Source organism: Agrobacterium pusense (assembly GCF_900102105.1).
GTDB lineage: Bacteria > Pseudomonadota > Alphaproteobacteria > Rhizobiales > Rhizobiaceae > Agrobacterium > Agrobacterium pusense.
Genome location: NZ_FNBB01000001.1, coordinates 14,145 through 39,791 on the forward strand (window position 1 = coordinate 14,145; position 25,647 = coordinate 39,791).

Annotated in this window: 19 protein-coding genes; 11 read left to right on the top strand and 8 right to left on the bottom strand. The window is 60.6% G+C overall.

The genetic code is table 11. The features are described 5' to 3' along the window. Positions 1-150 precede the first annotated feature (150 nt). Positions 151-1,395, top strand: a complete 1,245-nt coding sequence (locus BLU28_RS00095) for an MFS transporter (protein ID WP_051634455.1) — start codon at positions 151-153, stop codon at positions 1,393-1,395. Between the two features lie 248 nt (positions 1,396-1,643). Next, positions 1,644-3,017 carry a magnesium transporter gene (gene mgtE / locus BLU28_RS00100; protein ID WP_004440855.1) on the top strand — a complete coding sequence of 458 codons (1,374 nt, stop codon included), beginning with the start codon at positions 1,644-1,646 and terminating at the stop codon, positions 3,015-3,017. 232 nt (positions 3,018-3,249) lie between these two features. On the opposite strand, the gene BLU28_RS00105 is transcribed toward mgtE, so the two are convergent. Both BLU28_RS00105 and BLU28_RS00110 read right to left on the bottom strand, forming a co-directional pair. Then, positions 3,250-4,086, bottom strand: a complete 837-nt coding sequence (locus BLU28_RS00105) for an undecaprenyl-diphosphate phosphatase (RefSeq protein ID WP_077986794.1) — start codon at positions 4,084-4,086, stop codon at positions 3,250-3,252. A 121-nt stretch (positions 4,087-4,207) separates the two neighbouring features. Beyond that, positions 4,208-4,597 carry a winged helix-turn-helix transcriptional regulator gene (locus BLU28_RS00110; protein WP_004440851.1) on the bottom strand — a complete coding sequence of 130 codons (390 nt, stop codon included), beginning with the start codon at positions 4,595-4,597 and terminating at the stop codon, positions 4,208-4,210. Between the two features lie 103 nt (positions 4,598-4,700). Here BLU28_RS00110 and BLU28_RS00115 point away from each other — a divergent pair, with 103 nt between their 5' ends. Next, positions 4,701-5,717: a zinc-binding alcohol dehydrogenase family protein gene (locus tag BLU28_RS00115; RefSeq protein ID WP_077986793.1), complete on the top strand. Its 1,017-nt coding sequence runs from the start codon at positions 4,701-4,703 to the stop codon at positions 5,715-5,717. A gap of 83 nt (positions 5,718-5,800) precedes the next feature. Here the strand turns inward: BLU28_RS00115 and BLU28_RS00120 are convergent, their stop codons facing one another. Together BLU28_RS00120 and BLU28_RS00125 are read right to left on the bottom strand one after the other, a co-directional pair. Beyond that, positions 5,801-6,541 (bottom strand): pentapeptide repeat-containing protein, encoded by a 741-nt coding sequence (locus BLU28_RS00120; RefSeq protein WP_004440847.1) that lies wholly within the window; start codon positions 6,539-6,541, stop codon positions 5,801-5,803. Between the two features lie 351 nt (positions 6,542-6,892). Next, positions 6,893-8,557: an electron transfer flavoprotein-ubiquinone oxidoreductase gene (locus BLU28_RS00125; protein ID WP_077986878.1), complete on the bottom strand. Its 1,665-nt coding sequence runs from the start codon at positions 8,555-8,557 to the stop codon at positions 6,893-6,895. 453 nt (positions 8,558-9,010) lie between these two features. On the opposite strand from BLU28_RS00125, the gene BLU28_RS26750 reads away from it, so the two are divergent. Continuing rightward, positions 9,011-9,136, top strand: coding sequence for a hypothetical protein (locus BLU28_RS26750; protein WP_004440843.1), 126 nt, complete (start codon positions 9,011-9,013; stop codon positions 9,134-9,136). Positions 9,137-9,213: 77 nt separating this feature from the next. On the opposite strand, the gene BLU28_RS00135 is transcribed toward BLU28_RS26750, so the two are convergent. After that, positions 9,214-10,134 (bottom strand): cation diffusion facilitator family transporter, encoded by a 921-nt coding sequence (locus BLU28_RS00135; protein WP_077986792.1) that lies wholly within the window; start codon positions 10,132-10,134, stop codon positions 9,214-9,216. A 180-nt stretch (positions 10,135-10,314) separates the two neighbouring features. On the opposite strand from BLU28_RS00135, the gene BLU28_RS00140 reads away from it, so the two are divergent. Continuing rightward, on the top strand, positions 10,315-11,103 hold the full coding sequence (locus tag BLU28_RS00140) for an SDR family oxidoreductase (protein WP_077986791.1): 789 nt from the start codon (positions 10,315-10,317) through the stop codon (positions 11,101-11,103). Positions 11,104-11,116: 13 nt separating this feature from the next. Here the strand turns inward: BLU28_RS00140 and BLU28_RS00145 are convergent, their stop codons facing one another. Beyond that, positions 11,117-12,094: a sensor domain-containing diguanylate cyclase gene (locus tag BLU28_RS00145; RefSeq protein WP_168247090.1), complete on the bottom strand. Its 978-nt coding sequence runs from the start codon at positions 12,092-12,094 to the stop codon at positions 11,117-11,119. 414 nt (positions 12,095-12,508) lie between these two features. Between BLU28_RS00145 and BLU28_RS00150 the strand changes: the two genes are divergently transcribed. The 3 genes from BLU28_RS00150 (at position 12,509) to BLU28_RS00165 (ending at position 15,094) form a co-directional block, all read left to right on the top strand. After that, the gene (locus BLU28_RS00150) at positions 12,509-13,807 is read left to right on the top strand and encodes an Hsp70 family protein (RefSeq protein WP_006699368.1); all 1,299 of its coding nucleotides are present in this window, start codon (positions 12,509-12,511) and stop codon (positions 13,805-13,807) included. Between the two features lie 43 nt (positions 13,808-13,850). Next, positions 13,851-14,750, top strand: coding sequence for a uracil-DNA glycosylase (locus BLU28_RS00155; protein ID WP_006699367.1), 900 nt, complete (start codon positions 13,851-13,853; stop codon positions 14,748-14,750). A 152-nt stretch (positions 14,751-14,902) separates the two neighbouring features. Further along, a complete protein-coding gene (locus BLU28_RS00165; protein ID WP_004440829.1) occupies positions 14,903-15,094 on the top strand; it encodes a hypothetical protein in 192 nt (63 codons plus the stop codon). 253 nt (positions 15,095-15,347) lie between these two features. Here BLU28_RS00165 and BLU28_RS00170 read toward each other — a convergent pair whose 3' ends face one another. Continuing rightward, positions 15,348-16,283: a DMT family transporter gene (locus BLU28_RS00170; protein WP_004440828.1), complete on the bottom strand. Its 936-nt coding sequence runs from the start codon at positions 16,281-16,283 to the stop codon at positions 15,348-15,350. A 437-nt stretch (positions 16,284-16,720) separates the two neighbouring features. Here BLU28_RS00170 and pepN point away from each other — a divergent pair, with 437 nt between their 5' ends. The 3 genes from pepN to BLU28_RS00185 all read left to right on the top strand — a co-directional run bounded on the left by pepN (position 16,721) and on the right by BLU28_RS00185 (position 22,397). After that, a complete protein-coding gene (gene pepN, locus BLU28_RS00175; RefSeq protein WP_077986790.1) occupies positions 16,721-19,369 on the top strand; it encodes an aminopeptidase N in 2,649 nt (882 codons plus the stop codon). A 134-nt stretch (positions 19,370-19,503) separates the two neighbouring features. Then, a complete protein-coding gene (locus BLU28_RS00180; protein WP_022555876.1) occupies positions 19,504-19,824 on the top strand; it encodes a carboxymuconolactone decarboxylase family protein in 321 nt (106 codons plus the stop codon). A gap of 236 nt (positions 19,825-20,060) precedes the next feature. Continuing rightward, the gene (locus BLU28_RS00185) at positions 20,061-22,397 is read left to right on the top strand and encodes a PAS domain-containing sensor histidine kinase (protein WP_037091513.1); all 2,337 of its coding nucleotides are present in this window, start codon (positions 20,061-20,063) and stop codon (positions 22,395-22,397) included. Between the two features lie 193 nt (positions 22,398-22,590). Here the strand turns inward: BLU28_RS00185 and BLU28_RS00195 are convergent, their stop codons facing one another. Then, on the bottom strand, positions 22,591-25,560 hold the full coding sequence (locus BLU28_RS00195; protein WP_077986789.1) for a bifunctional [glutamine synthetase] adenylyltransferase/[glutamine synthetase]-adenylyl-L-tyrosine phosphorylase: 2,970 nt from the start codon (positions 25,558-25,560) through the stop codon (positions 22,591-22,593). Between the last annotated feature and the right edge of the window lie 87 nt (positions 25,561-25,647).

The following is a 25,647-nucleotide window of genomic DNA, read 5'->3' on the forward strand; positions in this document are numbered from 1 at the left end:
TTTGCCGAGAATCGCTCTACCGCAACGCATCATTTCATGTTAGAGGTCACTTAAGGTCATTTTCATGACCGCGCATCTCCAGTCAGGGCAGACCGCTCCCATACGGTCTTGCCCTTTTTTCTGTGGGCCCTTCCCGCTTTTCAGGTCACGATGAGCCATTCGAACATCTCCGAAGCCCGCCCTGGCGGGGAGAATGAAACCGTTTACACGGCTGCGCCTGCCGTGGTCCTCTCCCCACTTGCCATTGCGCTTATAGAGCTGGCGCTGGCTGCCGGCGGTTTTGGCATCGGTACCGGCGAATTCGCCATCATGGGCCTTTTGCCCGACGTCGCCTCGACCTATGGCGTCACGGTGCCGGAAGCGGGTTATGTCATCACCGCCTATGCGCTGGGCGTCGTCATTGGCGCGCCGATCATCGCGGTTCTCGCCGCACGCATCACGCGCCGCACATTGCTTCTCAGTCTGATGGGACTTTTTGCGGCTGGAAACATCCTGAGCGCCGTCGCGCCGGATTTTGTGAGCTTCACCATTCTGCGCTTCATCACCGGCCTGCCACATGGGGCCTATTTTGGCGTTGCGGCGCTTGTGGCGGCCTCGATGGCGCCAATCCACAAGCGCGCCCGCGCCGTTGGCCGCGTCATGCTCGGCCTCACCATCGCCACCCTGCTCGGCACTCCGCTCGCCACCTTCTTCGGCCAGCTGCTGTCCTGGCGCGCGGCCTTCATGCTTGTCGGCGGCATCGCACTTCTGACGGTGGCCCTGCTTTGGCTGTTCCAGCCGCGTGACAGGGTTGAAGAAGGCGCCAGCGTATGGCGCGAACTCGGCGCCTTCCGCCGCGTACAGGTATGGCTGACGCTCGCCATTGCCGCCGTCGGCTTTGGCGGCATGTTCTCGGTCTTCAGCTATATCGCGAAGACCACGACTGACGTGGCGATGATGCCGGTTTCCACGGTCTCCATGGTGCTGGCGCTGTTCGGCATCGGCATGAATGTCGGTAATGTAGTCGGCTCAAGGCTCGCCGATATCTCGCTCAACGGCACGATTGGCGGCATGCTCGCCTTCAACGTGGTGGTCATGGCTGTTTTCGGCATGACGGCGCAGGATCCCTTCATGCTCTGCCTTTGCGTCTTCCTGATCGGCTGCGGTTTTGCCGCCTGCCCGGCCGTACAGACGCGGCTGATGGATGTGGCGCAGGATGCGCAGACGCTGGCTGCCGCCTCGAACCATTCCGCCTTCAACATCGCCAATGCGCTTGGCGCCTGGCTCGGCGGCCTCGTCATCGCCATGGGCTTCGGTTACGCCTCGACGGGTTATGTGGGCGCCGTTCTTTCCCTTCTCGGGCTTGGCGTTTTTCTTGTCTCCGTCACCGTAGAGCGGCGTCAAAAGGCGGCTTGACCCGGCCCTTTCGAAGCTTACGGAAAATTCACAATCGGGCGCTTGACTCTTTCCGGTTTCAGGCGCAACACGGCCATACGCGCATGCCTTGCGGCACGGCGCGGATTTCAACGGAGCATCATTAGATGTCTAGCGACAGTAGCAGTCGATTGCCTTTGCCGAAAGCGGCGAACGGGAACTGATCCGACCGCTGTCGGCTCACCACCGCGTTCGCCGTGATCGGCGAATCGACGGAAAGGTGAGCAATCATGAACTTCCACAACCTCTCTCAGAGGGCCAGCAAGGCCGCACGCCTTCTTCGTAGCGGAAATGCCGGCTCCACCACCATTGCCGAACGCGTCGAGCACCTCAACACGCTGGATGTCGGCGCCGCCGCAGCCGCCCTTCTCGCCATGCCGCAGGCAAAGGCCGTCGCCATTCTCGACCGGCCGGAACTGCATGGCGCCGCCGCGATCATAGCCGATATTCCGGTCGAACAGGCCGCGCGCCTCGTCAACCTGATGTCGGACGACCGCGTGGCCGACGTCATGGCGGAAATGGCCGAAGAGCCGCGCGCCAAGCTGTTTGCCCGGCTGGACCGCACCACGGCGCTCTCCATCAAGCACCTGATGGGTTACCCGCCGCGCACGGCCGGCTCGATCATGACCACGGAATTCGTTAGCGTGCCGGACAATTGGACGGTGGAACAGACCCTTTCGCACATCCGCGTCGTCGAGCGGTCGCGTGAAACGGTCTATGCCATCTATGTGCTGGCCGAGGACGGGACGCTAACCACCGTCGTGACGCTGCGCCGCCTTTTGACCGGCGAAGCGGGCGCCTCCATTCTTTCGGTCGCATCCAAGGAAGGCATTGTCTGTGCGAGCCCCCTGATGTCACAGGAGGATGTCGCCCGGCTGATCCGCAAGCACGACCTTCTGGCGCTGCCCGTCGTGGATGACCGCTCGCATATTCTCGGCATCGTCACCGTTGACGACGTGATCGACACCATGATCGCCGATACCACGGAAGACGCCCACAAGTTCGGTGGTATGGAGGCGCTGGGCAAGCCCTACATGACGATCGGCTTTCCGGACATGATCCGCAAGCGCGCCGGCTGGCTCGCAGCACTGTTCCTCGGCGAAATGCTGACGGCCAGCGCCATGCAGCATTTCGAAGGCGAGCTGGAAAAGGCCGTGGTGCTGACGCTGTTCATTCCGCTCATCATGTCTTCGGGCGGCAACTCCGGTTCGCAGGCCACCTCGCTCATCATCCGGGCGCTGGCGCTGGGCGAACTGAAGCTTTCCGACTGGTGGCGGGTGCTGCTTCGGGAAATCCCGACGGGCCTGACGCTCGGCTGCATTCTGGGCGCCATCGGCTTCCTGCGGCTCACGGTCTGGCAGCAGGCTGGCTTCTACGACTACGGTGAGCACTGGCTGCTGGTTGGTGCCACGGTTTTTGCGGCCCTCGTCGGTATCGTCACTTTCGGTTCGCTCGCCGGCTCCATGCTGCCCTTCGTGCTGCAACGTCTGCGGCTTGATCCCGCCAGCGCTTCGGCCCCCTTCGTCGCCACGCTGGTGGATGTCAGCGGGCTCGTCATCTATTTCTCGGTGGCGCTGGTGATCTTGAGCGGCACGTTGCTCTGAAAGACGAAAGGCCCGTTCGAAAGAGCGGGCCTTCTACATTTCGCGGCACGTCATAATCTCTCCTCCGTCATGCCGGACTTGATCCGGCATCGAGCCACGGCGCGTCTGCGCCGTGAGAAGAGTCTTTTGCGATCAATGACTTGATCGCGCTGGACCCCGGATCAAGTTCGGGGTGACGGAGTACGGATGGTGCAACTCAGCTTAATAGTATCCGGTCAACTGGCGAAGCCCTTCAGCCGCCGGCGCTGATGACGCCGGTTCCCAAAAGCCCAAGCAGGACGAAGCCGATGACCACGCGGTACCAGACGAAGGGCATGTAGCTTTTGGTCGAAACCAGCTTCAGGAAAACGACGATAACGGCGTAACCGACGATGAAGGCGATCAGGGTCGCGAGGCCTGTCGGGCCCCAGCCCACCGGATTGTCTTCGCCGATGCTTTTGAACAGCTGGTAGAAACCGGAGCCGAAGACGGCGGGTACGGCGAGCAGGAAGGAATAACGGGCCGCCGCCTCGCGGGTATAACCCAGAAGCAGGCCGGCGCTGATCGTGCCGCCGGAACGCGAAACGCCGGGGATGAGCGCCATGGCCTGCGCGAAACCGAAGAGGATACCATCACGCCAGATCAGCTGGTTGAGCTTGTAGCGCTTTTTCCCGATCCTGTCGGCGACGCCAAGAACGATACCGAACACGATCAGCATCACGGCAGTAATGTAGAGGTTTCGGAGCGAATGCTCGATGGCGTCCTTGAAGAGAAGGCCGAGCAGCACGATGGGCACGGAGCCGACGATGATCAGCCAGCCGAGACGTGCATCGGCCTTGTCATAGGGGCCGAGACGAAGGTTTTGCCGGAGCCAGGCGGCAGCGATCCGCATGATGTCGGACCAGAAATAGACCAGCACGGCCATTTCCGTGCCGATCTGGGTAATGGCGGTGAAGGCAGCGCCGGGGTCGGCGCCGGAGGGCAGGAACTCCCCGGCGATCCTCAGATGCGCGCTCGACGAAACTGGGAGAAACTCCGTAAGTCCTTGCAAAAGACCGAGAAATCCGGCCTCCATCCAACCCATGCTCATGTGCTTTGATGTCCCTGCTGCGAATCGAGATCGCAGCATTATGCATCAATCGGGGCAAATCCGTGTTGCATCGCACCATGAAAAATGATGTCCCGGCACGCGCTCTTACCCGTGATTTCTTTCAGGCCGCCTTCTCCGCCACCTGCGGAAGCTGCGTGTATTTCGCGCCGTTTTTGCAGACGACGTGCGCATCGCCCCAGCTTTTCAGCGCCGAAATCACCGGCCGCATCGTCTCGCCAAGCGGTGTCAACGCATAATCCACGCGCGGCGGCACGACGGGGAAAACGGTCCGCGAAATCAAACCCGCCTCCTCCAGTTCCCGCAGCTGCTTGGTCAGCATGCGCTGGGTGACACTTGGAATATGGCGGCGCAGTTCGTTGAAGCGCAGTGTCCCCTCATTGATGAGGTGATAGAGGATCACGCCTTTCCATTTGCCATCGAGAAAACTCAGGGCCGATTCCACCGGGCAGCCGGGAAAGTTGCCGGTGAGCTTGGCGCGTGGTCGCGACATCACAGTATCCTTTTTGTATGTATCATCACAAAATGTGCATTCTTGCGATCGTTGTTCATATGTATCAAGTAAGAGGCACGCAAACAAGCAAAGGAGACTTTTCATGCGCGCCATCGGTTACAGGACGAGCCAGCCCATCACTGCCGAGGATGCCCTCATCGACATCGATCTGCCCCAGCCGGAAGCGAAGGGACACGACATTCTGGTGGAGGTGAAAGCCGTTTCGGTAAATCCCGTCGATACCAAGGTGCGTCGGAACCAGTCGCCGGAAAACGGCGAGGCCCGTGTGCTCGGCTTCGATGCAGCGGGTGTGGTGAAGGCCGTTGGCGACAAGGTTTCGCTGTTCAAACCGGGTGATGAGGTGTTTTACGCCGGCGTCATCAACCGTCCCGGCTCCAACAGCGAATTCCATCTGGTCGACGAGCGCATCGTCGGTGCCAAGCCGAAGTCCCTGAATTTCGAGGAAGCCGCCGCCCTGCCGCTGACCGCCATCACCGCGTATGAGACCCTATTCGACCGGTTGCGGGTGAATGAGCCGGTTCCGGGTGCAGCCAGCGCCGTTCTCGTCATCGGCGGCGCGGGCGGCGTCGGTTCCATCGCCGTTCAGCTTCTGCGGGCGCTAACCGACCTGACCGTGATCGCGACTGCCTCGCGGCCGGAAACGATCGAATGGGTAAAGGAACTCGGCGCGCATCACGTCGTGGATCACAGCAAGCCCATCGCGCCGCAGGTGGAGGCGCTTGGCCTCGGTGCGCCGGGCTTCGTCTTCTCCACCACCCATAGCGACATCCACGCGGCCGACAGCGTGGCGACCATCGCACCGCAGGGCCGTTTCGCCCTGATCGACGATCCGGCTGGCGGTTTCGACATCATGGCGTTCAAGCGCAAATGCATATCCATCCATTGGGAAATGATGTTCGCCCGCGCCGTTTTCCAGACGCCTGACATGATCGAGCAGCACAAGCTGCTCAACCACGTGGCCGAGCTTGTCGATGCCGGCAAGATCAAGACGACGCTGACCGAGGTTTTCGGCACCATCAATGCCGCAAATCTTATCAAGGCGCATGCACTGATCGAGAGCAACAAGGCCAAGGGCAAGATCGTGCTTTCGGGCTTCTGATCGCCGATGAAGCGTTCGCATGGCGAACGCTTCCCTTCCGCTTACGGAGAGGTTCGGGCCGCGCAAAACCGCGCGGCCTTTTATCACTCGTCGTCGGGATCTTCCGGGCACGGCCAGGAGGCGGGCGCCGTCAGGCCATTCGGCAGTTTGGTCTTGGCGTCGCCGCAGGCGATGTCGATCTGTTTCTGGTCAAGGCCGGTGGCCGTGGAAAGATCGACCCCCTCAATCCGAGTCAGCAGCAGGAAGGCGCTGGTGAAATCGACAGGGCCACCCAGCTTCGCGCCACCGAACCGGGCCCGCGACAGGTTGGTGAGCGAGAATTTCGAGCCGTTCAGCGTTGCGCCCTCGAAATCGGCGCGGCCGAGTTCAGCCTTGGTGAAATCCGTGCCGTCCAGCTTGGTGTTTTCGAATTTGGTTCGCTGCATTTCGGCATTCACGAATTTCGCGTTGGTGGCGTCGGCGGCGGAAAAATCGCTTCGATAGGCTTCCACCTTCGTCAGATTGGCGCCCTGAAGGTTCGCCTCGCCAAGGGCAGCGCGGATGAGCTTGGCCTTCTCAAGGTTAGCGCCCTTCAGCGACGAACCGCGCAGATCCGTATAAGTGAAATCCGTACCGTAGAGCATCGCCGAGTCGAGATTGCTGCCGCCCAGCATCAGGAGGCGCTTGTTGCATTCGCGCCAGTCTATGCCGGCCATGGCATCGGAACGACAGCTCGCGGCAGCCACCGGATTGCCAGTGAAAGAAAAGGCAGCCATCGCAAGCGCCGCGACGCTGCCAGCCAAGCCTGTCTTCCGCACGATATTCAGCCTTTGAAAGCCGGACATTCCTTCACTCCCTGCCGTCTGGCGACGGCACCTAGGACCATATGCACGTTCAAGGCGTTATCGCATTCACTGCCCGCGATCCACAGGCCACATGATGCTACAACGCCCCAACATCCTATATGTAAGAAATCGAAGAGCAATCCACAAATACTGACGGGAAAGAGGGCAATGGCGCTGCTCTGGTGCCGTGGCAGACACAATGAACCAGGCGGACCGACGAACTGCATGACCGCGACGAGCTTTCGCCGACGGAAACAGCGCTCCGCAGAGTATCCGTCCACCTATCGTAAAATCACCCGTTGCAGATGCTCGGGACAAGCCCGAGCATCATGAGGCAGGATCGCTTCACCGTCACATGTTGGCGTAAACCGGCCCCTCGCCGCCCTGCGGCGGCACCCAATTGATGTTCTGGTTCGGATCCTTGATGTCGCAGGTCTTGCAGTGCACGCAGTTCTGGGCGTTGATGACGTAGACTTCCTGGCCGTCCTTCTCCACCCACTCATAAACGCCGGCTGGACAATAACGCGTGGAGGGACCGGCAAAGACGTCGTGTTCGGAGCGCTTCTGCAGCTCCATGTCCTTCACCTGAAGATGGACCGGCTGGTCCTCTTCATGGTTGGTGGACGACAGGAAGACGGAGGACAGGCGGTCGAAGGTCAGAACGCCATCCGGCTTCGGATAGGCGATCGGCTTGTGTTTGGAGGCGGGCTCCAGGCTCTGCGCATCCGTCTTGCCGTGCTTCAGCGTGCCGAAGAAAGAGAAACCGAACAGCTGGTTCGTCCACATGTCGAGACCGCCGAGGCCGACGCCGATGAGCGTGCCGAACTTCGACCAGAGCGGCTTGACGTTGCGGACCCGCTTCAGGTCCTTTCCGATATCGCCTTCGCGCCATTCGGCCTCGATCTCGGTAACCTCGTCATGGGCGCGGCCGGCGGAAATCGCCGCGGCGATCTTTTCCGCCGCGAGCATGCCCGAGAGAACCGCATTATGGCTTCCCTTGATGCGTGGCACGTTGACGAAGCCGGCGGAACAGCCGATCAGCGCGCCGCCCGGGAAGGTGAGCTTCGGCACTGACTGGTAACCACCTTCCGTGATGGCGCGCGCGCCATAGGAAATGCGCTTGCCGCCCTCGAACGTATCGCGGATCGCCGGATGCGTCTTGAACCGCTGGAATTCCTCGAAGGGATAGAGATAGGGGTTCTTGTAATTGAGATGCACCACGAAACCGACGGCAACGAGGTTATCTTCCAGGTGATACAGGAAAGAGCCACCGCCGGTCTTGAAGCCGAGCGGCCAGCCGAAGGAGTGCTGCACGAGGCCCTGCTTGTGCTTCTCCGGCTTGACCTGCCAGAGCTCCTTGATGCCGATGCCGAATTTCTGCGGCTCGCGATCTTTGGACAGGTCGAATCTGGAAATCAGCTGCTTGGCGAGCGATCCGCGCACGCCCTCGCCGATCAACACGTATTTACCGTGCAGTTCCATGCCACGGGTGAAGTTCGGGCCCGGCTCGCCATTCTTCTCAATGCCCATATCGCCGGTGGCAACGCCGATGACAGCGCCTTCGTCGTTATAAAGCACTTCCGTGGCGGCAAAGCCCGGATAGATTTCGACGCCGAGCCCTTCCGCCTTTTCCGCCAGCCAGCGACAGACGAGGCCAAGCGAGACGATGTAATTGCCATGATTGTTCATCAATGGCGGCATCATGGCGTTCGGCAGGCGGATGGAGCCCGCCGGCCCCAGGAACAGGAACTGGTCGTCCTTGACCTCGGTCTTGAAGGGATGCCCCTCCTCTTCGCGCCATCCCGGCAGCAGCCTGTCGATGCCGATGGGGTCGACCACGGCGCCGGAGAGGATGTGGGCACCGACTTCCGCGCCCTTTTCCAGCACGACGACCGAGAGCTCCGGCTCCACCTGCTTCAGCCGGATTGCGGCGGCAAGACCGGCCGGACCCGCACCGACGATCACAACGTCGAATTCCATCGCTTCGCGTTCGGGCAGTTCCATCGCTTCCGTCATTTCCATCCTCTCAGATCGCCAGTCCCATCCGGCTGTTGTTATCGTCTTTTCCACACCTGCGACGCACCGCCTGCGCCGGACAAAAAGTCCATCCGCGACACCGTATCCATCAGCATCCGTCTTTGCAAAGCGGCACGCCTTTGTCGAGCTTCTATAGCGGCAAAACATGTCGCACGCCAGTCAATTGTCAGACAACCTGATGATTGTTTATTACTTTTACGTTCACGTAATAATGAGGATATGATCGACGGGGGAATGCGTCAAGGGTTGCGGGCATTGGGCAGGCATAGCCAACCTATAATCAGGCGGCCAAAAGCGATTGATGGGCGGGCCGATCGCATGACAAGGGAGATCGCGACCGCATCTGCGTCAATATGGCCGGTGTCGGACGCAGCGGTTTTGAGCTAATATTCCTAAGAAATATATCGTCACGTCATAGCTGGAATATCTGAAATGTGGGACTTCTTCCCTATCGTCTTCTTGCCGTTCAAAATTCTCGTATTGGGAACGGGCATGTTCTTCGCCATCAAATGGCATCATGATCAGGCGAAGAAGGAAAACGAAACCAAGGGACCGTGAGCGCCGCCAGTTTTAAAGGCGCGGGCCACTTGGCCCACTCCCGGGGACGAAGCAGACCTTGCTTTCCAACACCCCGCTCAAACAGCCCATTCTTCATCCGTCGTGAACACGATCGTCAGCCAACGGTCACTCCCCTCGCCGCCTATCGCTTCGCCGATCTCGTCGCGGATCGCATCCCATTCCTCAAGCCGCCGCGGCGGCCAGTTTCTGGGAACAATAAAGAAGAGTTCGATCTGGCGACCGCGGCCAACCCGGGCCACATAGGAGTAATGCGAGGAAAAGCCGAACTTCGCCACGACCTCCCCCGCCACCCTGTCGACATGCTGTTTGAACTCCAGCGGGGTGACAAGAAGTATGTCGGCCAGCGCCTGTTTCACATTGCCGAGCGGCATGGGAATGATGACGAAGCAGACCAGCGCCAGCACGGCCGGGTCGACATAGGGCGACAGCCATGCCTGCGACGTTCCCGTCAGCCCGTAACCGATGGCGAAAGCGATGAACAGCGCCACGCTCAGCAGCGCGCTCATCAGCCAGCTTTTAGCGTCCAGCGCCACGAAGGCGGATTTCAGCCGTTGGTTCTGCCGTTTGACAAACCATGCCATGGCGAGCGAGACGGCAAAGCTGACGAAGGTGACGATGATGGCGTAATCGAACTCGATCGACCGGCCGCCATCCATCAGGCTGTCGATGGCATTGATGAGCGCGTAAATCGCCGCCCCCATCAGAAGCGTGCCGTTGAGGCCGAGCACCATTGGCTCCAGATGCCAGAAGCCCATGGTGAAGCGCTCCACCAGCCGGCCGCCCGGCCTGGGTGCCGCGGCGGCGGCGATCAGCCGCGCCACGAGCAATGCGAGCACCGTCATGAAAGCATCCGTCAGGGCGTAGACACCGTCGAAGACGACCGCGAAGGAGCCGGAAAACAGGCCCGCCCCGATGCCGAACAACGCCAGCAGAACCGTGACGGCAATCGAGAATTTCAGCAAAGATTGTTCTGTCATGACACTTGTTCGACCTTCAAAACCGGGCCCGCCTTCACAGGGGGATTTTGCTTTTCCTCGAATCGAGAAAACGCCTAACTCTTTGTTTCGGCGCATTTCCAGACGGAAAACCGGGGTCCACTTTTCCTGGAAATGCTCTATAAACACCACATACAGCACTCACAAGACAGGACAAAACCCATGGATTTCGGCATTTCCGGCAAACGCGCCCTCGTTCTCGCCTCTTCACGCGGCCTTGGGCTTGGCATTGCGACGGCGCTGGCAAAGGAGGGTGCAAATGTCCTTCTCGTCGGCAGGAGCGGTGAAAAGCTGGAAGCGAACTGCAAGGCCATCAACGCCCTTAGCAAAGGCAAGGCCGACTGGGTTTGGGGTGATCTTGCCGACGACAATTTTGTCGAGGCCATGGTTCAGGCCGTCAGGGAAAAGCTCGGCGGCATCGACATTCTCGTCAACAATACCGGCGGCCCGACGCCGGGCCTCGCTCAGGAGATGACGGCGGAGAAGCTGGATACGTTCTTCCAGTCGATGGTGCTGCGGGTCATCACGTTGACCAATGCGCTTCTGCCCGGCATGAAGGAGCAGGGTTTCGGCCGCATCCTCACCGTCGCCTCGTCAGGCGTATTCGAACCGATTGCCAATCTCGCCCTTTCCAACACGTTGCGCGGCGCGCTTGTGGGCTGGAGCAAGACGCTGTCCTCCGAAGTGGCCGGTTTCGGCATTACCTCAAACCTGCTTCTGCCCGGCCGCATCCACACCGACCGCATCGATGAGCTCGATGGCGCCAATGCAAAGCGTCTCGGCAAGAGCATCGAGGAAATCCGCGAGGCCTCGGTCAAGAGCATTCCTGCAGGCCGCCTCGGCACGGTGGAGGAGTTCGCTGCCGCCGGCGCTTTCCTCTGCTCGGTGCCCGCAAGCTACATCACCGGCACGATGCTCAGGGTGGATGGCGGCGCGGCAAAGTCGAACTGACGACTGGGTGCTGTCACGACGCCGTTCCGTAAATCACGTAGCGGTTCCGCCCGGTATTCTTGGCTTCATAAAGCGCGGTATCGGCGTGGCGCAAAACGTCGCTTGTACTCTCGCCGGGATTGGCAAAGGCGATCCCGGCGGAGCAGCTGTAGCGAAACTCGGGCATGTCGCGCAGAGGGGCTGCATCGGCCAGTGACGACAGGAGCTGCCGCATCAGGCTTTCGGCGCCGTGCATGCGCGAGCCACTGAGCACCAGCAAAAACTCTTCCCCGCCAATCCTGCCGAGAAGGTCGTCACGCCCGGCAGCGGCGGACAGTCGTCCTGCAAAATCTTTCAGCACGAGATCGCCGTAGGCATGGCCGAAGCGATCGTTGACGCTCTTGAAGTGGTCGATATCCATGATGATGACGGCGAGCGCCTGCGCCTTGTTGGGCCCAAGCAGGTGGTTGAGCGCATCCATGGCGTAACGCCTGTTTCCGAGCCCGGTCAGCTCGTCGCTCAGGGCGGATTTCAGCGCCCTGTCCCGCTCCTGGCGCAGATCGCGCAATTCGATGCCAAGTTCGGAAACATCGGTGACCACGCATAGCATCCAGCCGCCCGGCAGCGTGGTCTCGGTCGTCAGTATCCACCGCCCGTCATTGAGACTGGTCTCAATGGTCCGGAACGGCAGCTTGCCGCGCCTCGTCTTGGCCGAGCGCAACCAGAGTTCGAAATCCGATGTCTCGATGGCCGTACCGGTCGCGTTGCGAAAACCATTGCGCATCAGTTCCACCCAGCTCGGAAAATCGCGCTGTCCGATACCGAGCGCGGCGCGGAAGGCACTGTTGGCGAACCGCAACTCATCGCTGCCATCAAACAAAGCGTATCCCTGCTGCGATGCTTCCAGGAGGGCCATGAGCTGCCGGAAGAAAACGCCCATATCGCCGTGAACGACACCGGCATCGTCCGGCGCTGCATCCTCCACTGCATGCTGGCTGATTTTGTGGGGCATATAATTTCCAAAACTAAAAACGACCGAAAACCAAATACAGCATGTCCATATGGACATTCCGAAATTTAATAAATATTTACGCTCGATAGCAAAATGGATACATCTTCAATCCGGTTACTTCGACAAAGCTGACTTTAACAGAATTCCCTTAAAGCCGTCGCCTAGAACTACACTGCTCTTTCTTAAAGGAATTGTAATCCCGTTTACCATGCGTTGCCAGGATTGCCGCAACTTTGCGACTGGCGCGCGGGCACGGGCGTTCGACCGAAAAAAGACCCACGGCGCTTGCCATTCCGCCCGCCCTGTGCAATCAACCGCCCTCCTCTGACATCGGGGTGCCAAGAGCATCCCTTATTTTCACGCCGGGCCATCCAGGGCCGGGCGGGTTCTTCTATCGACACAAGGAATATGGCGATGACGCAAAAGCGGGCTCTCGGCCTCGATTTCGGCACGACAAATACGGTCATGGCTCTTTCCGACAATGGCGGCGCAAGCCATTCCATGCGCTTTACCAGCAGCGCCGGCACGGATGACAGCATGCGCACGGCCCTCTCCTTCATGAAGGACGCCGGCCTCGGCGCGGCCGCCCTGCATGTGGAGGCGGGCCACGCCGCTATCCGCCAGTTCATCGACAATGCCGGCGACTGCCGTTTCCTGCAGTCGATCAAGACGTTTGCGGCCTCCCCGCTGTTTCAGGGCACGTTGATCTTCGCCAAGCGGCAGAGCTTCGAGGATTTGATGGAAGTGTTCCTGCGCAAGCTGAAGACCTATGCCGGGACGGAATGGCCCGATGATGTATCGACTGTCATTGCCGGCCGGCCGGTGCGTTTTGCCGGCAGCAATCCGGACGAGACGCTGGCGCTTGCCCGATACAACGAGGCGCTGAGCCGGGCCGGTTTCCCCGAAATCCACTATGTCTATGAGCCGGTGGCGGCCGCTTATTATTTCGCGCAAAGCCTGAAGAAGGACGCCAACGTGCTGGTGGCGGATTTCGGCGGCGGCACCACCGACTATTCGCTCATCCGTTTCGAAACCCATGCCGGCAAGCTTTCCGCCACCCCCATCGGCCATTCCGGCGTCGGTGTTGCGGGCGATCATTTCGACTTCCGCATGATCGACAATCTGGTGTCGCCGGAGATCGGCAAGGGCAGCAAGTTCAAGAGTTTCGACAAGGTGCTGGATGTGCCCTCCGGCTATTACGTGAATTTCGGCCGCTGGAACCAGCTGTCGATCTTCAAGACCTCGAAGGAATTCACCGATCTGAAGTCGCTGGTGCGCTCGGCGCTGGAGCCGGAAAAGCTGGAAATGTTCATCGACCTCGTTGAGCATGACGAGGGCTACCCGCTCTATCAGGCTATTTCCGCCACCAAGATGGCGCTCTCCTCGGCGGAAGAAGCGGAGTTCAACTTTGCGCCGCTCGGCAAGGCCGGACGCAAGATGGTGAAGCGCAGCGATTTCAACAGCTGGATCGCCGAGGACCTTGCCAAGATAGAAGAAGCGCTCGACGAGGTTCTGGAAAAGACGCAGGTTGCGCCAGATGCGATCGACAAGGTGTTCCTGACCGGCGGAACCTCCTTCGTGCCGGCGGTGCGGGAGCTTTTCACCCGCCGTTTCGACGCCGACCGCATCGAAAGCGGCGGCGAGCTGCTTTCGATTGCCCATGGGCTGGCCATGATCGGCGAAAGCGGCGATATTCAGCGCTGGACAGTGTGATTTGCGGGTTCCCCGGGCGGGGAACATGGGGTAATTTCCGCCCATGATCGCCGCTCAAGACCTCTCCCCGGCCGAACTCGCCGCCCTCCTGCATTTCCATGCGGATGCGGGCGTCGACTGGTTGCTGGAAGAGGCGCCCGTAGACCGTTTCGCCGAATTTGCCGCCGCCCGCCCTGCCCGGTCCGCGCCTGTTCAGGCGGCGGCGACATCTGCACGGCAGACTGAAAGGCCTGCGGATCGCGGCGCCGATGTGCCGCAGCGGCAGGGAGCAACGCGCAGTGCTCCCGCGCGCGGAGCGCCGGCAAGTCCAGCCGTTCAGCAGAATGTCGCCATGCCGGATGAGCAGGCGGTGGCAGCGGCGCGTTTTGCCGCAGAAAGCGCGAGATCGCTTGCCGAACTGAAAACCGCGCTCGAGGGTTTTTCCGGATGCAACCTCAAGAACAGCGCCCGCAATACGATCTTCACCGAAGGTGACGCTTCCTCGGGCATCATGGTCATCGGCCCCATGCCGGATGCGGATGACGATCGCGAGGGCCTGCCCTTTGCCGGCAAGACCGGCCTGCTGCTTGACCGGATGCTGGCGGCCATCGGCCTTGAGCGCAGCACCATCATGCTCGGCAATGTGGTGCCGTGGCGGCCACCGGGCAACCGCCCGCCGACCCAAGCCGAAATGGATATCTGCCGCCCCTTCATCGAGCGCCAGATCGCCCTTGCGGAGCCAAAACACCTGTTGCTTCTGGGCAACTTTACCGCACGTTTCTTCTTTGGCGGCACCGGCACAATCCATACATTGCGCGGACAGTGGCGTGATGTCGCAGCCGGACACCTTGTTTTGCCGGCGCTCGCCAGCCTGCACCCCCAGGAACTATTGAACGCCCCGGCCAGTAAGTCCTTGGCATGGCAGGATTTATTGATGTTTCGGGCAAAGATCGCCGAAGGCTGATTGCCTCATTCCTGCTCAATGTAAATGAATTATTAAAATAGCCATGCGCATTACGCATAACAGCGGCGCATTTGGTCAACTTGCCGAATCCATGCTGCGCTGCGATATACGGCCATGTCTTGGGAGGAATTTCGGTTAAAGGAACCAAGGCAATGACCACTCGCTTCCGTCCGGTGCATTCCGGCTTTGAATCGCTCCGCCTGGCGGGCCTCGGCCCTCGCTCCAGTCAGGGCTACCATCGTTTCGGCGCAGCCGCTAACGAACAGTTGACCGCACGCGCTGCCATGCAGCAGGTCCGCGTGACGCGTCCCTCGGCAGTCTTCGCGGATTTCCGCGAGCGCTGAGAAGCACTCAGGCCGGCTTACACTGGCTTACAAATATGATTGCGCGCTGGCGTCTTTCCTCGGGAAGGCGCCTTTTGCTTTTGTGGGTGTACGATCATAAGTCTCCGTCATGCCGGACCTGATCCGGCATCCAGCCAGCCCAAGTCCTTGGGCTGAAAGAACTCCTTCGCCGCGCGGACGCGCGTCGGCTGGATCCCGGCTCAAGGCCGGGATGACGGAAGCGGTTGCCCTGAAACACCGGCAATAGCGCTCCTCACCCCTGCGGCGTCGAGGCCTTGCGCGCCGCGCGTCGCGCCAATCCCAGCTGATGTTCACGGAAAATGATGAAGATGCCGGCCAGGATCACGATCGCCGTGCCGATGAGCATCGTCAGCGTGGGTATGTCTCCGAAAAGGACGTAGGAAACCACGATGCCGAAGACGATGGAACTGTATTCGAAGGGCGCGATGACCGAGACCTCGGCGTGCCGGTAACTCTCCGTCAGGAAGATTTGCGCGACGCCGCCGCAGATGCCGCTGGTTATCAGAAGCAGGGTCTGCGTCACTGTCAGCACGCTCCAGCCGAAGGGAACGCTGATGAGCGACAGCAGGGTGGCGGTGAGCGAAAAATAAAGCACGATGGTTGGCGTCTTTTCCGTTTCCACCAATTGCCGCACCTGGATCATCGCCAGCCCGCCAAGGGCGGCACCACACAGCACGGCAATGGCGCCCAGCCCCTCACCCGCGGCAAACCCGCCTTCCCTGAGAAGCGTCATCTTCGGCCAGAGAATGACCAGCACGCCGATCATTCCCACGAAGACTGCACTCCAGCGATAAATGCGCACCTTCTCATGCAGGATAAAGGCGGCAAAAACCACCGCGAGAAGTGGCGAAGCATAACCGATGGCGATGAATTCCGGCAGCGGCAGCATGGTCAGCCCGTAAAAGCCGCAGGCCATTGAGAGGATTCCAAGAAAACCGCGCTTGAAATGGCCGAGAAGATTGTTGGTGTGCAGCGCACTTGCGAGCGCATGCAGCCAGGCGAGGTAAACGACGATCGGAATGATGGCGAAAGCCGAACGAAAGAAGGTGATCTGGCCGGCCGGCACATCACCTGCCGCCTTGATACAGGTCTGCATGACCAGAAAAAAGCCAACCGAAATCAGCTTCATGCTGATCCCGCGGAAGGGATTCATCGGTTCGGCGTTCATTAGCAGTTACTCATATCGGCTGCGCAGACACGCCATCGGGAGGTTTCATGCGGGGGAGACGACGCGGGGAATTGGATTTGCGCAAGGCTAGAGCATTCCTCCGGCGCTTTACAACAAAAAATGTGATTTATCCCTGAATTCAGTTGATGGCGTGGAGAAATCGAAGCCTCGCAAGGCAGGCGCGAGGGCAAAAAGTGGCACGCGCTAAAATTTGAAGAAAATAAAATATAATTTCAGCAATCGTTCAACATTTGCTGCGATGGTCCGTTGGTCCGGCAGCGGGGAGGATCGTCTGCATGGCCGGCAAAGCCTTCCATGGCGGGACAGAATGTCCTCCGACGCGCACATGATCGTGACGAATATTCTACCCATTTTACATCCGGGCCTTATGACGACATGATGCCGGGAAGACCACGCAAAGTTATTCAGGGACAGTCATGCGAACAGACACGGGCCAGATCGTTCACCTGGCGGATTACCGCCCCACCGATTTCGTTCTGGAGCGGGTGGATCTCACCTTCGAACTCGACCCTAAAAATACCAAGGTCGAAGCCCGTCTGATCTTCCACCGGCGCGAAAGCGCCGACCGGCATGCACCGCTGGTTCTTGATGGCGACGAGCTGAAGCTTTCCAGCCTGCTGCTCGACCAGGTGGAGCTGCCCGCCGCTCAATATGGGGCCACACCGGACAGCCTGACCATCCGCGACCTTCCCGCTGAATCTCCCTTCGAGATCTGCGTCACCAATTACATCAACCCGCAGGTCAATACGCAGCTGATGGGGCTTTACCGCACCAATGGCGTTTATTGCACCCAATGCGAAGCGGAAGGTTTCCGTCGCATCACCTATTTCCCCGACCGTCCGGATGTTCTGGCGCCTTATACGGTGACGATCATCGCGGCAAAGGAAGGTAATCCGCTGCTGCTCTCGAACGGCAATTTCCTGGGCGGCGGCAATTACGATGAAGGCCGTCACTTCGCGGCCTGGTTCGATCCGCATCCGAAACCGAGCTACCTGTTCGCTCTCGTCGCCGGCGATCTCGGCGTGGTGGAAGATACTTTCACGACCATGTCCGGACGGGAAGTGGCGCTGAAGATTTATGTCGAGCACGGCAAGGAGCCGCGCGCTGCCTATGCCATGGATGCGCTGAAGCGTTCGATGAAATGGGACGAAGAGCGCTTCGGCCGCGAATACGACCTCGACATCTTCATGATCGTCGCCGTATCGGATTTCAACATGGGCGCGATGGAGAACAAGGGTCTCAACGTCTTCAACGACAAATTCGTGCTGGCCGACCCGGAAACCGCCTCGGATGCGGACTATGCCAATATCGAGCGCATCATTGCGCATGAATATTTCCACAACTGGACAGGCAATCGCATCACCTGCCGTGACTGGTTCCAGCTGTGCCTGAAAGAAGGCCTGACGGTCTATCGCGATCAGGAATTTTCCTCCGACATGCGCTCGCGGCCGGTGAAGCGCATTGCCGATGTGCGCCACCTGAAATCGGAGCAGTTCCCGGAGGATTCCGGTCCGCTGGCGCATCCGCCGCGCCCGGATACCTATCGCGAAATCAACAACTTCTACACGACGACCGTGTATGAAAAAGGTGCCGAAGTCACCCGCATGATCGCCACGATCCTCGGCGCTGAAGACTTCAAAAAGGGCATGGACCTCTATTTTGAACGTCATGACGGCGAAGCTGCAACGGTTGAGGATTTCGTCAGGAGCTTTGCCGATGCCAGCGGTCGCGATCTCTCGCAGTTTTCGCTATGGTACACCGAGGCCGGCACGCCGCTAGTCTCCGTTTCGTCCGCTTACGATGCCGGCAAGGCCACTTTCAGCTTGACGCTGGAACAGACGACCGCGCCGACCCCCGGCCAGCCGGTGAAACAGCCACGCCACATTCCGCTTTCGCTGGCGCTGATCCTCGATAATGGTCAGATCGCCGAACCGCAGGCCGTCGAAGGCGGCGAGTATCGCGACGGCGTACTTCATTTGACCCAGCGCAACCAGACCTTCTCCTTCTCTGGCATTTCCTCGCGGCCGGTGCTGTCGATCAACCGCAGCTTCTCCGCGCCGATCAACCTGCATTTCGAGCAGAATGCTGCCGACCTGGTGCAGATTGCCCGGCATGAGACGGATATGTTCGCGCGTTTCCAGGCGCTGACCGATCTCGCCCTGCCCGTGCTGATCGCCGCCACCAAGGCGGTGCAAAAAGGCGAAGACGTCCGCACCGATGCCGACCTGATCGCGACGCTCATCGAAATCATCGGCGACGACGCGCTTGAACCAGCATTCCGGGCGCAGGCACTCGCCCTGCCCAGCGAGACCGATATCGCCCGCGAACTCGGCGGAAACACGGATCCCGATGCCATCCACAAGGCGCGCAACGCCACGATCACGGCGATTGCGACAGCCGGCCAGGACACACTGCGGCGGCTTGCCGACGATGCTGCCAATGGCGAGGCCTACAGCCCCGATGCCGGAAGCGCCGGGCGGCGTTCACTGCGCAACGGTGCGCTGACCTTCCTCGCCTTTGCCGAGGGAACGCCGGAGCGGGCGGCGAAGGCCTATGCCGGCGCCACCAACATGACCGATCTCGCCCATGCACTCAGCGTGCTGACGCAGCGCTTCCCCGACAGCGCGGAAACGAAGGAAGCGCTTGCCGCTTTCGAAAAACGCTTCGCCGACAATGCACTGGTGCTCGACAAGTGGTTTTCGCTGCAGGCCGCCATTCCCGGCGAAGGCGCGCTTGATCGTATCAAGGCACTGATGAAATCGAAACATTTCATCGCCACCAATCCGAACCGGGTACGTTCGCTCGTCGGCACGCTCGCCTTTTCCAATCCTACCGGCTTTCACCGTGCCGATGGCGCCGCCTATCGGTTCCTCGCAGAGCAGATCATCGCCATCGACAAACGCAATCCGCAGCTTGCCGCCCGCATTCTCACGTCCATGCGCTCCTGGCGCTCACTTGAGGCAAGCCGCGCCGACCATGCGAAAGCAGCGCTTTCCACCATTGCCGAGGCGAAAGGCCTCTCGACGGATGTAAGCGATATCGTCGGGCGTATCCTGAAGGGCTGACTTTCCGCCGAAGCTCCGACATTCCGACCCATTCCGCGACACCGTCTTGATTTCCATCAAGGCGGCGTCGTGCATCATGCAGCATCTTTCGTGCGAAGGGCCGCGGTTGGCCCGGGATCAGACAGGAACCTCAGATGACGGATATGTCCAGAACAAGCGCTTCGTTTCAGCGTTTCATCAGCGATGCTCCAGACCATAAGGCGGCGTGGTTTCAGGCCGTGCAGGCTCTCGGGGCCGCGTCCACGCTCGACGTGAAGACACAGAGCCTGATCTACATCGGCATTCTTGCCGCCCTCCGCCTGGAAAGCGGCGTCGGTTTTCATGTGATGGAAGCCAAGGCGCGCGGCGCGAGCCGCGACGATATCATCAGCGCGGTGCTCACCGGTCTTCCTGCCGCCGGAAATGGCGTGATCAGCGCGCTTGGTCCTGCTCTCGATGCCTTCGACGGAGCCTGAAACGTTACACGCGGCATTCCCAAGCAGCCGGAATTGAAGCGCCGGCTCACTGTTTTTCTTCATGAATCCCGCTTTTGCCGAAGCGGAAGCAGACTGTCCCGAAAAAATACGGAGTCGGTTCAAGGGGTTAAAATTCTTTTAACTTTTGCCTCTGGACAGGGCGAATCCCATTTGATTCATTAGAGATATTCGAGCGGCGGCGCTTCGAATCACGGGGACATCTAAAAGGCGGGACAATGACGAACGTGCGGCGGGCGACTGCGGGCGATGAGCGGCCGTATGCCAAATTTTCTGATCTAGCGGCCTGGGGCGAAAAGCTTTCCAGTGACCTGATGGGTTTGATGAGCGGTGCGGAACGGCCCATGCCGCAGGTCGAGACCCTGCTGAAGCGCCTCATTCCCATTCTCATCCTCGCATTTCTGGTGGTCGTGGCGGCCTCGCGCATGCTGGGCATCGTCGCCGAATACAGCCGCATGGAAGAAGCCGCCCGCCACTCCACGGCTTTGACGGCGCTGACCGCCAAGGCGGCCCTGCTGAACGACGGCACTGTTTTCACCTCGCAGGACCGCACCCGCGCCGAGGCAAGCCTTGTCGCCGCATTGCCGCAGGGCAGTCTTGCCGATGGCACCATGGTGCTGCTGTCGGGCAGCAACGGTCGTATTTTTGCCGGTTCCGGCAAGGAGGCAATGCTTTACATTGGCACCTCCCTGCCTGCCCTGCTGCCGGAAATCGCCATCGTGCAGCGTTTTCCCGGCGCTCCCGGAACCATCGAGACCAATATAGACGGCCAGCAGCATTACGCGACGATGATCCCCTTCGGAAACGATGGTGCCATGGTCATCGCGGCGCGGTCCCTGCAGCCGATCCGCTCGTTCTGGCGCAGCGAAATCGCCATGAATGTCACGCTGTTCGCAGGCATTTCCTCCATCCTGCTCGTGGTGCTCTATGCCTATTACATGCAGGTGAAGCGCGCCCGCGATGCCGACGACATCTTCGCCGAATCCAACCTGCGGGTGGAGACGGCGCTCTCGCGCGGCCGTTGCGGCCTGTGGGATTTCGACCTTTCCACCCGGCGCATGTTCTGGTCCGGTTCGCTTTACGAGATTCTCGGTATGCCGCCCAGGGCGACACCGCTCTCCTTCTCCGATGCGGCGCGAATGATGCATTCCGAAGACGGCAATCTCTATGAGCTCGCCCGGGCTGTCGGCTGCGGCAACCTGCGCCAGATCGACCAGATCTTCCGCATGCGCCACACCAAGGGCCATTATGTCTGGTTGCGTGCCCGCGCCCAGGTCATCCGCACCAATAATGGGCCGCGTGTCATCGGCATTGCCATGGATGTCACCGAACAGCACCGCCTTGCGCAGCGCTATGCCGAGGCCGACCAGCGCCTTGCCGACGCCATCGAATCCACGTCCGAAGCTTTCGTGCTGTGGGACAAGAACGACCGTCTCGTCATGTGCAATACCCATTACCAGAAGGCCTATGGCCTGCCGGACAGCGTGCTGGTGGCAGGCACGGAGAAATCCACGGTTTATGCCGCAGCAGCCCGGCCGGTCGTCGAACGTCGCGTTGCCGATCCCGATCAGTCCGGCCTGTCCCGCACCACGGAGGTGCAGCTTGCCGACGATCGCTGGCTGCAGATCAACGAACGCCGCACCCGCGATGGCGGCCTCGTCTCGGTTGGCACCGACATCACGCTTCTGAAGCGCCACCAGGAACGGCTGCGCGATTCCGAGCGGCGACTGATGGCCACCATCGGCGATCTCTCCGCCTCGCAGCACAAGCTGGAGCGCCAGAAGACCGAGCTTTCTGACGCCAATGCCAACTACCTTGCCGAAAAAGAGCGCGCCCAGGCCGCCAACCGGGCGAAATCGGAATTCCTTGCCAATATGAGCCATGAGCTGCGCACGCCGCTCAACGCCATCCTCGGCTTCTCCGAAATACTGCTGAACGAGATGTTCGGCCCCGTGGGTTCTCCCAAATATTCCGAATATGCGCGCGACATCCATGACAGTGGCAAACATCTGCTCAACGTCATCAACGATATTCTCGACATGTCGAAGATTGAGGCGGGCCATATGCGCATCAACCGCGAGACCATCGATCTCGCGCCGCTGATCGAAGAGACCCTGCGTCTGACCGCCATCCAGGCCGAACAGAAGAACATCACCGTGCAGCAGAAGGTCTGCGCCGGCCTCACCATGCAGGGCGACCGCCGCGCCATGAAGCAGATCATGCTCAACCTGCTCTCCAATGCCGTGAAATTCACCGGCGACGGCGGCAGCATTGCGCTGCGCACCCATGTGCATGAGGCTGCGATGATCCTCACCATCGCCGACACCGGTATCGGCATTCCGACACAGGCGCTGGAAAAGATCGGTCAGCCCTTTGAGCAGGTGCAGAGCCAATATGCCAAGAGCCAGGGCGGCTCCGGTCTCGGGCTTGCGATTTCCCGCTCGCTGGTGAAGCTGCATGGCGGAACGATGAAAATTCGTTCCTGTGAGGGGCGTGGCACGGTGGTGACGATTATTATTCCGCATGCGGCGGGGGTTTGTGGGACGGTGCATTGAAGCTTGGTGGGCGTGGTTCACCCCCCTCTGCCCTGCCGGGCATCTCCCCCACAGGTGGGGAGATAGATATGCGGCAAGGTTTTGCCCATCTCGACGTTAGAGAATGAAGTGGCGATAGCGCATCTTGCCGATCTCCCTCCTTGTGGGGGAGATGCCCGGCAGGGCAGAGGGGGGTAAGCCACACCCACCGACATCACCCCCCATTCTTCACCACCGCCACAAACGCCTTCCGCACCGCCTTCGCCAGCCGCTTCACCTCTCCCTCAAGCGTGGAAATATCAGGGCAATCACCTGCCCGGCACACAAGATCGATCAATCCCGCTGGCGCTTCCTTCGGATTGAACGCCCCATCGATACAAAGCCGAACGATCTGCGATATTTCCGTATAAAGCCCCATCGCCGCCATGCAGTCATCGAAGGCCTGCGGCTCCATGACCGGAGCGGCGAGCGCCTGGAGCGCTTCTGCCGTGTTGCGCCCCGGTTCGTGCGCGGCAAGCCCCTTCGCAGGCCCTACCAGCGCCAGATATTGGGCGATGAATTCGAGGTCGATCAGGCCGCCATTGATGAGTTTGAAGTCCCAGTTGTTTTCCGGCGGTTTTTCCTGCTCGATGAGGCTGCGCATTTCCAGCACATCGGCCGAGACCTTGGCCACATCCCGCTTTTGCGACAGGACGGAAGCAATGATGCGGCGCGCATCTTCCATCAGCGAGGCATCGCCGCAGATCAGGCGGGCGCGCGACAGCGCCATGTGCTCCCAGGTCCAGGCCTCCTCACGCTGGTATTTTTCGAAGGCGGAAATGCGGGTCGCCACCGGCCCCTTGTTGCCGGAGGGGCGAAGCCGCATGTCGACCTCGTAAAGCACGCCTTCTGCCGTCGGGGCCGACAGGGCGGCAATCAACCGCTGGGTGACGCGGGTGAAATAACGCACCACATCGAGCGGTTTTGCGCCGGTCGATTCATGGGCGGCATCATCATAATCGTAAAGCAGGATGAGATCGACATCCGATCCGGCCGTCAGCTCGAAGGAGCCGAGCTTGCCCATTCCCATCACGGCGACACGGCCGCCGGGATAGGGCCCATGTGCCGCCTCCATCTCCGCCAGCACCGCATTCAACGCCGCCTCGATCACCAGATCGGCAAGATGGGTGAAAGCACGGGCGGCGACTTCGCCACGGATCGCGCCGGTCAGAAGCCTGACGCCGATGAGGAAGCGCTGCTCGGCGGCAAAGATACGCAGCCGGTCGAGAATATCCTCGTAATGGCGGGCATTGGAGAGGAAACTGCCCATGCGGTGGGCGAGATAGTCTCGTGTCGGGATGTCGCTCATCAAAGCCGGGTCCAGCATGCCGTCAAAGACATGCGGGCGGGCGGCGATGATTTCGGCCAGACGCGGCGCGGAGGACATGATCGTTACCAGCAGGTCGAGCAGCGCCGGGTTGTTGCCGAGCAGCGAGAAAAGCTGGATGCCTGCCGGCAGGCCGGAGAGGAAATTGTCAAAGCGCAGCAGCGCCTCGTCGGCCCGCTTGCTCTCACCAAAGGCGCGCAGCAGGTCCGGCGTCAATTCCGTCAGCCGCTCGCGGGCCTCGACCGACTGCGTCGCCCGGTAACGGCCATTGTGCCAGGTGCGGATGACGCGGGAGATATCCTCCGGCCGCTCGAAACCGAGGGCGGAGAGCGTCTTTAACGTATCGGGATCGTCCTTCTGACCGGTGAACACCAGATTGCCGGCCTCGCCTGACAGTTTCACTTCCTGTTCGAACAGCGCCGAGTAACGCCGCTCCACCAGCCGCAACACCTCTTCCAGCCTTTCCGAGAAGGCCTTGGTATCCTCGAAACCCAGCATGAAGGCGATGCGCTTCAGTTCGGCTTCGGTATCGGGCAGCACATGGGTCTGCTCATCGCGCACCATCTGGATGCGATGTTCCACCTCGCGAAGGAACCAATAGGCGTCCGTCAGGCTGTCACGGGTCTCGGCGTCGATCCATTTCGCCTCGGTCAGCGCCGCCAGCGCCTCCTGCGTTGCGCGCACCCGCAGCGCCGGCATTCGGCCGCCGGCGATCAGCTGCTGCGTCTGGGCGAAAAACTCGATCTCGCGGATGCCGCCGCGCCCGAGCTTGACATTGTGGCCCTTCACCGCAATCGCGCCGTGGCCCTTATGGGCGTGGATCTGCCGCTTGATGGAATGAATATCGGCAATCGCCGCATAATCGAGATATTTGCGGAAGATGAAGGGCGTGAGTTCGCGCAGGAAATTCTCACCCGCCTTGATATCGCCCGCCACCGGCCGTGCCTTGATATAGGCAGCGCGCTCCCAGTTCTGGCCCCTGCCCTCGTAATAAAGCAGTGCCGCTTCCACGGGGATGGCGAGCGGTGTGGAGCCCGGGTCTGGCCGCAGCCGCAGATCGGTGCGGAAGACATAACCATCGGCCGTGCGCTCCTGCATGATGCGCACCAGACGGCGCATCATGCGTCCGAAATTCTCCGTCGCGTCGTAGGGGTCGCCCATGATCCCGGCGGAGGGTTCGAAAAACACCACGGCGTCGATATCGGAGGAATAATTGAGTTCGCGGGCACCGAGCTTACCCATGCCGAGCACGATGAGGCCCGATCCTTCGCTGGGGGCGGCAACATCCTTCAGTTTCAGCTTGCCACTCTCATGGGCCGACAGCAGAAGGTGATCGATGGCGGCAGAGAGTGCCGCATCCGCCATGTCGCTCAGCCAGCGGGTCGTGTCACGCGCAGTGAAGATACGGGCGAGATCGGCAAGTGCCGCGACGAAGGAGAGCCGCCGTTTGGCGATCCGGAGCCTCGACATTACCTCGTTTTCGCTCGGTATGCCGCCGTCCTCTCCCGGTTTCCAGCAATCGCGCGCCTGACGCACGAGATCGGCGAGCAGTGGCTCCAGAGGTTTTGAAATGGCCAGTGACAACAGCCCCTCATCGGCCGCCGCCATGTCGCGCAGGTAGGGGGAGAGCGTGAAGGCCGCGGCAACGAAGTCTTTCAGGGCGCTTTCGTCGGCAAGCAGCGCGGCCACCGCCGGCTCGCTTCTGCCGATGTCTTTCAGAGTGGAGAGCACGGATTTCAGCTCGGTCTGCGTATAGGGGCGGATCACGCCCGCCAGCACGTCGTTCAGCCGCCTTTCGGCGCTTTCCGGTTTCGTCAATGCTTCTCTCCCTCTCCCGAGCCCGTTTGTCCTTCGGCCATACCGGATTTTCAGGACGGGCCGCTCTCCCCACGCTAGCCATCCTGC